8 protein-coding genes are annotated in these 12,062 nt (G+C 69.2%); 4 read left to right on the top strand and 4 right to left on the bottom strand.

Annotation, left to right across the window (positions count from 1 at the left end; genetic code table 11):
- The first annotated feature begins 114 nt into the window (after positions 1-114).
- Entirely contained in the window at positions 115-1,605 is a 1,491-nt protein-coding gene (locus ACLJOK_RS05245) for a protein kinase domain-containing protein (protein ID WP_410816465.1), read from the top strand.
- Positions 1,606-1,754: 149 nt separating this feature from the next.
- Here the strand turns inward: ACLJOK_RS05245 and ACLJOK_RS05240 are convergent, their stop codons facing one another.
- The gene (locus ACLJOK_RS05240) at positions 1,755-2,675 is read right to left on the bottom strand and encodes a fatty acid desaturase family protein (protein WP_410816464.1); all 921 of its coding nucleotides are present in this window, start codon (positions 2,673-2,675) and stop codon (positions 1,755-1,757) included.
- A gap of 398 nt (positions 2,676-3,073) precedes the next feature.
- Here ACLJOK_RS05240 and ACLJOK_RS05235 point away from each other — a divergent pair, with 398 nt between their 5' ends.
- Positions 3,074-3,310: a hypothetical protein gene (locus tag ACLJOK_RS05235; protein WP_410816462.1), complete on the top strand. Its 237-nt coding sequence runs from the start codon at positions 3,074-3,076 to the stop codon at positions 3,308-3,310.
- A 111-nt stretch (positions 3,311-3,421) separates the two neighbouring features.
- Here ACLJOK_RS05235 and ACLJOK_RS05230 read toward each other — a convergent pair whose 3' ends face one another.
- Complete coding sequence (locus ACLJOK_RS05230; RefSeq protein WP_410816461.1) at positions 3,422-4,522, bottom strand: alpha/beta fold hydrolase; 1,101 nt, start codon at positions 4,520-4,522, stop codon at positions 3,422-3,424.
- Positions 4,523-4,658: 136 nt separating this feature from the next.
- On the opposite strand from ACLJOK_RS05230, the gene ACLJOK_RS05225 reads away from it, so the two are divergent.
- Both ACLJOK_RS05225 and ACLJOK_RS05220 read left to right on the top strand, forming a co-directional pair.
- Positions 4,659-4,835, top strand: a complete 177-nt coding sequence (locus tag ACLJOK_RS05225; RefSeq protein WP_410816460.1) for a hypothetical protein — start codon at positions 4,659-4,661, stop codon at positions 4,833-4,835.
- A 23-nt stretch (positions 4,836-4,858) separates the two neighbouring features.
- Complete coding sequence (locus ACLJOK_RS05220) at positions 4,859-6,673, top strand: HEXXH motif domain-containing protein (protein ID WP_410816458.1); 1,815 nt, start codon at positions 4,859-4,861, stop codon at positions 6,671-6,673.
- A gap of 12 nt (positions 6,674-6,685) precedes the next feature.
- On the opposite strand, the gene fxsT is transcribed toward ACLJOK_RS05220, so the two are convergent.
- Positions 6,686-10,507 carry an FxSxx-COOH system tetratricopeptide repeat protein gene (fxsT, locus tag ACLJOK_RS05215; protein WP_410816457.1) on the bottom strand — a complete coding sequence of 1,274 codons (3,822 nt, stop codon included), beginning with the start codon at positions 10,505-10,507 and terminating at the stop codon, positions 6,686-6,688.
- On the bottom strand, positions 10,504-12,006 hold the full coding sequence (locus ACLJOK_RS05210) for an effector-associated domain 2-containing protein (protein WP_410816455.1): 1,503 nt from the start codon (positions 12,004-12,006) through the stop codon (positions 10,504-10,506). The genes fxsT and ACLJOK_RS05210 overlap by 4 nt, the downstream gene beginning before the upstream one ends.
- Positions 12,007-12,062 lie beyond the last annotated feature (56 nt).

Below are 12,062 nucleotides of genomic sequence, written 5' to 3'. Positions count from 1 at the left end.
TCGGCCGCACCGCAGTCGGACATCGTCGAGTCGCATTGGTCGTGAACGCTTCTGACCAGCGTCGAAATCGGTCGCCATGCCGCCGCGAGTCCACTCTGGCAAGCTGTCCCAGTGATGGTCGGTGATCTGTTGGACGACAGGTATCAGGTCGAGAGCCGTCTCGGCTCTGGCGGCATGTCGATCGTCTGGCGGGCGTGGGACCGCGTCCTCGAACGTGCGGTGGCCGTCAAGGTCCTGGCCGGCACGCAGGCCGCCGCCCGAGGCGCACGGCAACGCATCCAGGCAGAGGCCAGGGCCGCAGCGGGCCTTTGGCATCCGCACGTGACGAGTGTGTACGACTATGGCGAGCACACCGATGCCGCCGGCCGCCAGGTCTCGTACGTGGTGATGGAACTGCTGCCCGGCCAGACCCTGTCCCAGCGACTCGCCACCGGTCCGCTGCCGCCGGCCGCCGCGATGCGGACGTGCGCGCAGGTCGCCCAGGCGCTCGCCGCCGCGCATGAACGTCAACTGGTGCACCGGGACATCAAGCCGTCCAACGTGATGCTGACACCGGCCGGTGTGAAGGTGGTCGATTTCGGTATCGCCACCACTGTCGGTCGGCCGGAGCTGGAGGCGGACGGACAACTGTTGGGCACCGCGGCCTACCTCGCGCCCGAACGGCTCGCCGGTGGCACTGTCCTGCCTGCCTCCGACGTCTACGCGCTCGGACTGTTGCTGTACCGAACGCTGACCAACGAGCTGCCTTGGTCGGCGGAGACCCCCACGCAGATGTTGACTGCTCACGTATACGTCGACCCGGCACCGCTGCCTGACATCGAGGGAGTGTCACCCGAGGTTCACCGTCTCCTCGACCGTTGCCTCGCTAGGGATCCCGCGGATCGGCCGGACGCCGCAGAGGTGGCGACGGCCCTGCACGGTTTGTCCGATGACGCCGAGCGGCGAGTGGATCAGGCTGCGCAGCGGGTACCCGAGTCGGCACCGACTACCGCCGGTTCCTCTGCCAGTCGGCGCCGCCGCATCCCACACGCCGTGTTGATCCCCGTTCTGATGGCGGTGGCAGGGACAATTTCGCTCCTGCTCCCCCAGTTCGCACCCGTCGATGGCATCTCGGGCGGGGTCGCCACACGTGACGGTGCCACCCCGCCCGACGCCGCCTTCGATGCGGCCACCACTGAGCCACCTGCACCCCGCCAGACTTCCGCCGAGCCCGCACCATCCTCACGACCAAACCGCACGCTGGCCGCTCCGGCTGGGCCGGCTCAGCCGACCGCCAGAGCCAATTCCTCGGCCAGCCCTGGCCTCCCAACGTCACCCAGTGCCGAGCAGCTGACCAGGCCGTCCAATGCCGCGCCAGCGCCGACCTCCCCGAAGCCAGGTACACCCGTTCGGGCACTAGGTGGCGTGGTGACTGTGGTCTGCACCGGCGATCAGGCTCGCGTTGTCAACGTCGCTCCTGCCCCCGGCTACAGCATCAGGGACTACGACCCGGGGCCCGTCAAGGAGATCCAGGTGGTGCTGCTGTCCGCAGGCAACAAGAGCGAGATCAAGGCGCGGTGCGACGACGGTACGCCATTGCCGAAGATAAAGGAGAGCCGTCAGTGAGCGGACGACGCGCGATCTGATTGGTCCGGCCGTCGGCGGGTTCACCGCGGTCATCGCCAGCGGCGGGCACACCGACCTGAACACCCGCCTTCCGAGCGCGGTGGCGACGGCGCCAACAGTGTGCTGGTCAAGAGGTTGTGGACGCGGTTTCAGTCGTTGCCGGTTCGGGTCGATGCGGCCCCGACTGTCCGCAGGTGTGCCAGCCCCTGGGCCCAGGACTGGATCAGGGTGGTTTCGTGGTACGCGATGCCATGTTCGGCACAGAACCGGCGCACCAGTGGCTGGGCGTGGCGCAGGTTCGGCCGGGGCATGCTGGGAAAGAGATGATGTTCGATCTGGTAGTTGAGCCCACCGAGTAGTGCGTCGAGGAGCAGGCCCCCGCGCACATTGCGAGAGGTGAGGACCTGACGGCGTAGGTAGTCGACGTCATCGGCCTCGGTCAGGATCGGCATCCCCTTGTGGTTCGGGGCGAAGGAGCTGCCCAGGTAGAGGCCGAAGAGGGCCTGATTGACCAGGATGAACACGATCGCCTGCGGAACGCTCAGGACCAGGAACACGATCGCGAGGTAGCCGGCGGAGTGCAGGAGGAGCAGCCCGGCCTCCACTCGTCGGCGCCTGAGCCCGCTGCGGAAGACGACCGCCCGGACGCTGGCGGCATGCAGATGCAGACCCTCCACCATCAGCAGGGGGAAGAACAGCGCCGCTTGATGCCGAACGAACAGCGCGCGCAGGCCGCGCTGCGTCGCGGCCTGACCCGGGGTGAAGGACAGCGGAGCCACCACGAGGTCAGGGTCGCGGCCCTCGGTGTTGGGATGCGCGTGGTGGCGATTGTGCTTGTCGACCCACCAGCCGTAACTGATCCCGTTCACCAGGTTTGCACAGACAAAGCCGATCACGTCGTTCGCCCGGCGGGATCGGAGGATCTGCCGATGCCCGGCGTCGTGACCGAGAAACGCCAGTTGCGCGAACAGCACTGCGACGCCGGCGGCGGTAGCCGTCTGCCACCAGGACGAGCCGAGGCGGACGAACACGACGCCCATCAGCGCGAGACCAACCAACACCACAGTCACCCGCACCGCGTAGCGGCGCGGCCGCCGGTCGAGGAGACCCGCGCCTCGGACCAGGCGGGACAGGTCGGCGTAATCACTGCCACGATCACTGCGGGCGCCAAGATCTGTTTCACTCACCGTCGCTACTCCTCGTCAGCCACGCCATCAGCTCACCGACCCCGCCGTCAGCCGTGATCGGGGCACGAAGTTCATGCGTGATCCTGCAGAAATCGACATGCGAACCGCCGCTGATGGCTTCAGTCTTCCTGAACGCCGCCTCTCGCACGCCGAAACCAGCCCACGATGCCCCGCACGCGAGTGAGACTCGCTTCATGCATGTCTGCCGATTAGACGCGCGGCTCCGTCAGTCGGGTCCGACAATCAGGACACGGCAGGCACGTCGAATTCAGGGAGCGGTCATGGCACGAAAAAGGAAGTCCACCGCGCGGCGAGCACTCATCCTTGCCTTCGCGGCAGGGGCGCTGACCGGAGCGGCGGGCACACTCACTCTCCGACGTCACCGCCAGGAGGGTGACTTTGCGGCGGGCGACGTCGGCGGCCAGTTCGATGACGGCACTGCTCCCGCACTCGGCGGGCGAATCGACGCCTCGCCGCAAGGGTCGCCGGTCAGCCTGCCCGCGGTGCCGCGCAGCTGACCCCGGCCCGCAGCCCTACATCGAGCCGGGAACCCAGGGAGGGTTGCCGAGCTGCACGCACCACCGGCTTCATGACCTCGGCCTCCCATCAGGAAGGCCCGCATCGCCGCACTACGTCAGCTCGTCCTGCAAGCGCCCGCCCCGGTCGTCGCCGGGGTCGTACAGACCCGCACCGTACAGCGCGTCGATCACATCGGCGACCGTCGGATGGTCGGGGACGAGTGTCTCCAGGGCAGAGGCGAGGGAGTGCCCCGGTGCCAGGTGCCGGTAGTGCTCGAAACTCCGCACCAGCGAGAACAGTTCCACCCGGGCCGCGGTGTCGCGCCGTAACTGGTGCACGATCACCGGCGGCAGGAGGTCGTAGACCTGTTCGCGGAAGGCCGGCTCGGCCATCCGCGGGACGGCAAGCAACCGATCTACCAGGGCGCGGTACGCGGCGGCCGTCACACGGGCCGACCGCGTCGTCGGGGCCAGTCGTTCGCCGGACGGTCGCGGCGCCGGAACCTCGGTCATCGAGAGGGCTTCCTTCAGGTGGCGTTTCAACGCCACGTAGGACCGCTGCCCGTGCGAGTCCGGCTTGATGATCGAGAAGTGGTCGCCGGGCAACACGCCCACTTCGGGGAAGACGCTCCTCGCCGAGACGGGCGTCACGACTCCGTCGCGTTCGCCGGCGTACGCGACGACCGAGATCGGGCAGGTCGCGGCCGTGACCGCGGTGGCGTGGATGATCTGGTTGACGACGATCCGGTGCGCGTCGGAGATGGCCTGGTCGAACGGTCGCAGTTCGCGTTCCTGGGGGTGTCGCCACAGGCCGCCCCGGCGAAGCAGCAGGGCCAGGTCGGACCCGGAGTTGGGACAGGCGAACAGGACGATCCGGCGGATGCGGGCCAGTTCCGGCCCACGTCCGGCGGCGAGGGTCCGGGCCAGCATCCGCTGCACCACAAGACCGCCTTGGCTGTGCGTGACCAGAACAATTCCGGAGTGGCCGCCGCAGAGATGCGTCAGATACGTGCGAAGACTGTCGGCGATGTCATTGATGTCCGGAATACGGCGCAGCGGGTTCAGCGAGACGGGTGGGCTCGGGTACTCGAAGGTGTGGGGGTCGACGAGCCCGAGGTCGGCATCGGTCTCGATCAGCCGCAGCATCGGCGACCAGGTGGCCGACGACGACAGAAACCCGTGTACGAACACGACTCCGAGGCGCTCGGGCATAGCGACAACCTACCGGGGGTAGGCAAATTGTGGCGGCGTCCAAAGTGGGCTAACGACGTCACCTGCAGCTTCCGGAATCGTCTCCGCGTGCGACATGATGACTGCAGGGACCGCACGACGTGAGGAGAAACCGGCAGTGAGCCGATCGATCGACGACATCGAGTCGGATCTGATAGACCTCACGGAGGTGACACTTGCCGATTTGCCGACGTACGACGAGCGGATCCTCGCTCCGACCATGCGCCGACTACTGCGTCGCATTGACGATCCCGAAAGCATCACCAGTGGCTACAATCCTCAACGCGTCGACTGACATGTGTGGCCGGGAGTTCCTGGATGGGCGGTGACGACGCCGTGAGCAGGCCGCGCCGCCGACACCGACTCGACGAGCAGCACGTCAGCGCGCTTCTCTCCGGCGGCGGCGATGTGAACACGATCGCTCAGCTCCTCACCGTCGAGCGGAGCTGGCGTCTCCTGCAGTTGCGCGCCGTGCTCGACATCGTCGGCCCCGACCACGACACCGGGCCGCTCCCGTCCGTCCGGGCCGCCTGGGACCTGCTCACCGAGGCGGAACGGCACGACCCGGCCAAGGTCGACGACCTGCTGCTGCACCCCCAGGCGGGGGTCTGGGCGGGTTACACGTTGCGGCGTCTGCGCGGCACCGCCCGCTCCACGGCGCCGCTCTGGGTCGACCTCGGCTATCTGCACTCCCTCGCCGCCGCGGCAGCCCTACGTGCCGGTATCGACTTCCGCATGACCGTGCCGGTCCGCGACGGTTTCGCGGTGCTGCCGACCCTCGGTGCCGTCCCGGTGCCGGGAGCAGCCCGGTGGGACAGCACCGAGGTGCGCGGGTCCGCCGGCCACGGTGTCGTCGGCACGCCGGCAGGCGAGGTGCGGGTCGGCGGCGACGGCTGGCAGGCCGTGTCCAGTGTGCACATCCAGGCTGACGGTCATACCCTCGCGGTGCGGCTGGACTGCCTCGACCCGTACCGGAATCTGCGGGCTCCGACGCCGCCCCAGGCGCTGAGTGAACCGGAGCTCAGTCATTGGCGCGGTCTGCTCACGCAGGCGTGGCAGTTGCTCGTCGAGACCAGCCCGGCGCTGGCATCGCCGATGACCCGGGGCCTCTTCTCGGTGGTGCCGCAGCCGCCGGCGGAGCGGTTCCGCACGATGAGCGCCTCGGCCGGCGACGCCTTCGGTTGCATGATCATGTCGGAGCCGCGTGACGCCACCGAGCTCGCGGTGACGATGGTCCACGAGTTCCAGCACATCAAGTTGGGCGCTCTCCTGCACCTGGCTCCCCTGCACACCGGCGAGCCCGCCCGGCGGCTGTACGCGCCGTGGCGAGACGATCCCCGGCCGCTGGGTGGCCTGCTGCAGGGGGTGTACGCGTTCGCAGGCATCACCGAGTTCTGGCGGTCGCTGAGCCACGGGGCCACTGACGGCGCCGGCACGTTGGCGCACTTCGAGTTCGCCCGGTGGCGCCGGCAGGTGCGTACCGTACTCGCTCTGATAGCGCAGTTGCCGCAGCTCACCGAGGTCGGTCGCCGACTCGTGGCAGGCCTCACCGCTACCGTGGACCGCTGGCAGACCGACAGCGTCCCCGACCAACCACTCGCCGCCGCCCACGACGCCGTCGCCGACCATCGGGCCCGGTGGCGGCTTCATCATCTGCGGCCGCCCGCAGAGGTGGTCACCGCGTTCACGGAGTGCTGGATGGCCGGCGCCGACCGGCCGGACCTGCCTACCGTCGCACCGGCGGTGGAAGCCGACCCGAACGCCCAGGGGCTCGACGCGCGAGCGGTCCTGGAGCTCTGGCGCCTGACCGACGCCACCGGATTCGAGCGCCTTCGGGCGGACCCGGCAGCGATCCACGCGCGGGTGACGGGTGCGCGCCCCGCCGATCTGGCGCTGGTGGCCGGTGATCGGGACACCGCCCGGCGCGAGTATCTGTACGAATTGTCGACCGATTCCGACCGGCCGGGCGCCTGGGCCGGGCTCGGGCTGATCCTGGCGGATAGCCGGCCGGGCCCAGCCGCGGATGCGCTGCGAGACCGGCCTGAGCTGGTACGTGCCGTGCACCGCGCCGTACGCGGTTGCGGCGGTGACGCCGGTCCGGTGGAACTCGCCGCCTGGATCGGCCCGCGATGACCGGCCGGCCCCCTACAGCGGCAGCGGGTCCATGTCGCAGTTGGCCCGCCGGTTCAGGTCCACTGCGGCAGCCGTGGCCGGATGATCGTCGCCGAGAACTCGCCGGAACTGAGCCACCGTTGCTGCGTGCAGCTCCGCGGACTCCTGTTCGCGACCCAGTTTGAGCAGGTCCATGGCCAGATTGCCGTAGCCGGCCAGAGTGGTCGGATGCTCCGCGCCGAGGACCCGCCGCAGTCGTTCGGTCGCGTCCACATCCCGCTCGTACGCCTGCGCGTAGTGCCCCTCGGCGTAGAGGTCGCTCGCGAGGTTGAGCGCCGCGGCCAGGGTGAGCGGATGGTCGTCACCGAGTTGCTCCCGCAACTGGGCGAAACCCTCCTCGTCCATCTGCCGCGCCTGCGCCACCCGGCCGCGCAGCCGCTCGGTGACCGCCCAGTTGAGCCGGGCGGCGATGGTGTGCGGGTGCCGCTCGTTCCCCAGCAACCGCTGGTAGCTGTTGTACACCTGCTCACCCAGCTCGGCGGCACCGTCGAGGTCGCCGGTCTCCCGCAGGTCGGTCGACAGGTGCAGGGAGGCGACGACGGTGTCCGGGTGGTCCTCACCATAGCGGCGGAGGAAGCTGTCGCGGACCTCACCGGAGATTCGGCGGGCCGCTTCGTGGTCACCGGCTGTGCGCAGCGCCACCGCCAGTGACCGCAATGCCCGCAGGGTCTGCGGATGGCCGGGGCTGAGCTGATGGCGTAGCTGGTCGGCGACCGCCTGCGCTTCGGCGCGGGCGCCCACGTAGTCGCCGAGCTCACGCCGGTTGGTGATGAGGCTGCGGGTGCTCTCGAGGGTGATCGGATGATCCGCGCCGAAGAGCTGGATCCGCAGCCGCTGGTTCTGCTGGTCGATCTCGTAGCCCCGTTTCAGGTCACCGCACAGCCGCAGGCTCACGGCGAGGTTGTGGCCCGCCGTGATGCTCTCCACATCGTCGGGGCCCAGTGCCCGCACATGCCGCTGATAGATCTCCTCGGCAAGTTCCAGGGCGCCCTGGAAATCCCCTGCCACCCGGCGGTCGGCGGCGACGGCGCCGAGCGCGCGCAGGAGGTCCTCGTTGTCCTCCTCCACGGTCTCCTGGTAGGTGTTGAGCACCTCCTGGTTAAGACGGGCCGCCTCCTCGAACCGGCCGAGAACGAACAGCAGCCAGCCCATCCAGTGGCCCATCCGCAGGGTGGACGGGTCCGCGGTGCCCAACTGGTCACGCCGGGCCTCGTAGGCCAGCCTGGCCAGGTCGAATGCGGTCTGGTGGTCGCCCCACCAGTAGAGATAGCGGGAGAGGTTGTCGATCAGCTGCTGCACCCACGGGTCGGTGGACTGGTACGCCTGAGCCGCGAGGGCGTGCGGGAACAGGTCGGCGTAGGTGCGCCAGTTGGCTGGTGAACTCGGGTCGTTCGGGTCGCTGTCGGCGAGAATCACGTGCGCGCTGTGCCGCATCGTCGTCTGCTCGGCGTCGTCAAGCCGGTTGATCAGCACCGCCTGGACCAGGCGGTGCATCTCGATCGAGTTGGTCCGATGGTAGATCTTGGCCAGGGCGTACCGATTGATCTCACGGATGGCCCGGTTGAGCCGCATCGGGTCGCGCCGCACCTCGTCGAGTACCGGATGGACGTTGCCGGCTCGGCCACGGTTGAACAGGGTCCGGGGAATGGGCTGGGGGGCGAGGAACGAGCACACCTGCAGGAGCCGCAGCGCTCCGGGACTGGAGTCGGCCAGACGGTCGAGGGACACGTTCCAGGCGGCGGCGACCGGCAGCTGGTAGTCCAGCGGCACCGACACTTCGAGCAGTTCGATGCGCTTCTCCTCGAACAGCCGCAGGTATTCGTCGGTGGGCATGCCGGTCTCGGCGAGCCAGGCCGCCGCCTGGTCCAGGGCCAGCGGGAGGTCACCGAGCGCCTCGGCAAGCCGATCGGCGTCCTCTCCGCTGAGGTCCGGGCCGCGGCGACGGAGCAGATCGACGCTCTCCTGCCGGGCGAACACGTCCACCGCGAGCTGGCGGCCGATGTTCGACCACTGCGGGTTGCGGGAGGTGACCATGATGCGGCCGGATCCACCGTTGGGGAAGTACCGCCGCACCGCTTCCGGGCTCTCCGCGTTGTCGAAGATCAAGAGCCAGTTCGCGTACGGCTGCCCCAGCCGCAGCGCCTCCCGCACGGCCGGCACGGCGGCGTTGGCTTCCGGCCCCACCGGCAGCTGCAGGCGCTGGGCCAGCTCGGTCAACGCATTGCCGATCTGGGCCGGACGTTCCGACGGGATCCACCAGATCACGTCGTACTCGTCCAGGTGACGATAGACGTACTCGATCGCGAGCTGCGACTTGCCGACGCCGCCCATGCCGTGCAGCGCGTGCGGCAGCACCGCCGTCACACCCTGCAGCATCTGCTCGTGCAGGTGCCCCAGCAGCGACTCGCGGCCGGTGAAATTGGGGTTACGAGGTGGGACGCTGCCCCAGATGGCGGGCGCGCCGGCTGGTGTTCTCTGCGGCACGACCACATCCGCCACGCTGCTCGACACGACTGGCGCTCCTTCTGACGTCCGATCATCGGTGCCCGCTGCCGCCATCATTGTCACAGGGGGCGCGCTCCGCGTAGCAATGGTCGACGGCGTTTCCGCGTCGGCACCGAGCGCGTCGTGCAGATGGCGCGCGCGGGCGAGATAACGGCCGGACAGGGCGTGGAGCACTGCCTGTTCGACCCGTACGAACGGGGCGGTCTCCGGGGTCACCGGGGGCACCGGCGTGGCGTCGGGGTCATCGAGCATCCGACTGAGCCCACGGACCGCCGGAACCGTAGGCCCCAGTTGCTCATCGACCACCCGCAACACCCGCAGCGCGTCCGCGCGGCGCCCGGCCGCGAGCAGTTCCTCGCGTACTCCCCGATGGAACTCGTAGGTGACCTCGGCGCTTTCGGCCGTCGACGCCGCGACGGGCACCGGATGCAGCAGCTCGCTGTTGAGGATCTCGGACAGATGTGACGTCTGCGCATCCGGGATCAGGGCCCGCTGCACCCACCTCATCACGGCCAGGTTGAGCGGGGCGGCGGCGAGCTGCGTGGCGAGCGTGACCGCCGTCGGCGTCGCCCACGCGGTGAACTCGCGCACCCGCGTCCGCGCGGACGGTGCCCCCTCCGACGCGGGCGGCGCGACGATGTCCGGGAGCCCGGTGGCTGCCAGCACCGCGGGCAGGTTCGCCTCGCCGCCGGTGAGCAGCCGGACCCAGGCGGCGAGCCAGCGGGGGTCGAGTTCGAGCACGGGCACCGGGACGGGGTCGCCGCCCTCGGGCCCGGGATCGTCGAGGACGTCCGGAACGGGGTTGTGCACCTCCCACGCGAGATCGGCGTTGGCGGCACCGCCGCGCGCCGTCCGCCGCAACCGCAGGCGACGAGGCCGGATACCGGTCCGGTACCACTGCAGTTGCGGCAGCAGGTGCACGATGGCGACGGGCGCGCGGAGACCCCAGACCCGAAGCAACGCCGGCATCGTCCCGGCGTGCCAGGCCGGTCCGGCGCCGTCGGACAGCACCAGCACGATCCGCCCGTCGATCGCGACCTGCCCGGCCAGAACGGCCTGCCCCGTCTCGGAGGAGTCGAACGGGACCACCTCGACGCCGGCGAAACCCTCGTGATCGCGCAACACCGCCACCACGCGATCGACGGTGTCGCGCCACACCGCCATCGAGCGGACGGCATCGACCAGCACCGTCACGCCCCACCCGGCCGCCGGCGCTGGCGAGGAACCGGACAGCGGGCGCAGCGCCTGAGAGATCGCCTCCCAGGTGCCCTCCGCGTCACCTCCGGTCACCAACTCTCCCCTGTTCCTCGACCAGCGGAAGCGCCCAGCGCGTCGGGCCTGCGCTCCGGATCGTCCCAGAGGATCGTCAGGTGGTGACCAATGTGGCCGTCCCGCAACGCGGGCTCGAGCTGTAGCGCCTGATGCCGCAATTCTTTAGCACGCATCGGCAGCTGTCCCAGACCTCCATCATTTACCAGACTGCTGACCGCTTCCCGGAACTCGGCGCTGGTACAGTCGCCCCGATGCCAGATGATCACCGGCAGCCCGGCCCGCAGGGCCGCTTCGATCTCCTGCTGGCCCGTTTCGCCGCGCTGCGTCGGTGGCTCGCTGAGAACGAGTGAGACCACACGGTCGTCCGCCTTGAGCTCCGTCTCGAGCCGGGTGAAGTAGTCCTTGCCACTGGGTTGGCTCCAGAAGACGACGCTGTGGGCGGGAGCCGCGAGCAGCTGCCGCCAGCGCTGGTGCCAGGCACGGTGCCAGCGCCGGGTACGCAGCCGTTCCAGACTGCGAACCACCACGGGATAGTCCATGGCCAAAGCGATCGGCCGCGAGCTGTCAATCTCCTTGCGCCAACGGTCCACCCCGACGTTGAGCAGTTCCCACGGCAGGACGAACTCGACCACGACCGTGCCGGTCCGGTCCGACCATTCGATCTCCATCTGCTCGATCACCCGCTCCACCTCACGTTCCAGGTCGTGAAGACGGACCAGGCGGGGCTCACCCTGCCGGGAATGCCAGGAGTCTGCGCCATACCACTGACGGAAGTGCGACAACGCATAGGTGTCATCGCTGCCATCGGGATCCAAATGCGGCTCGACCTGAACGACCAGATACGCCGTGGTACCCATCGGCTGTTCACCGCCGCGTTGCAGGTATGCCCGCCGATCCTCCAGCTGTGACGTCAGCCCCTGCCCGGTGGCCACCCGACCGTTCCGCAACCGGAGCCACCGGGCGTCCTGCGCGTCGACCTGGTCCTCGAGCAACGCCAGGAAGGCCATGCTCGGCGGCAGGCCGTCCGGGCCGGCGTTCTGCCCGGCCAGGTGGACGAACGCCTGCCAGGCGTCGACGCACCACGACGGCGGCCCGGGCGACCGGTGCTCGGTGGCGCGCTGATACAGAACAGTCAGGTTGACGGGCACGAGGTTGCTCAGGAGCGGACGCAGCCGGCTCCAGTCCTCCTCGGTCAGAACCTCGACCGCCTCCCACTCGTCCCGGAGACGCTGCAACCGGACGACCTCCTCCGTGCCCGGTTCCAGGTGCTCGACCGTCTCCACCAGGATCTGCAGCCCGTCGGCGCGTCTGCTGCAGGCACGCACCAGCTCAGCCATCTGCAGCCGCAACTCGGGGTGCTCACGAAGCGAGAATGGGCCGAGACGATCCTGAAGTTGTTCGACGAGGAGTTGGCGACTGGCCTGACCCCGCATCAGCCGGGTGCGTTCAAGCACACCGACGAGCACCGTCTGAATCCGGTGCCGCACCTGTTCACCGCTGGTCTGCGCAGTCTTCATATACTCACAGGTTTAAGGGCATGGCGGTCCGGGCCCGGGCGGGCCCCGGTCGTCAC

The sequence above is a fragment of the Micromonospora sp. 050-3 genome (assembly GCF_046549335.1).
Classification (GTDB): Bacteria; Actinomycetota; Actinomycetes; order Mycobacteriales; family Micromonosporaceae; genus Micromonospora; species Micromonospora trifolii.
Note: the sequence above shows the minus strand (reverse complement) of the source record. Positions and strands in the feature narration are given on the sequence as shown.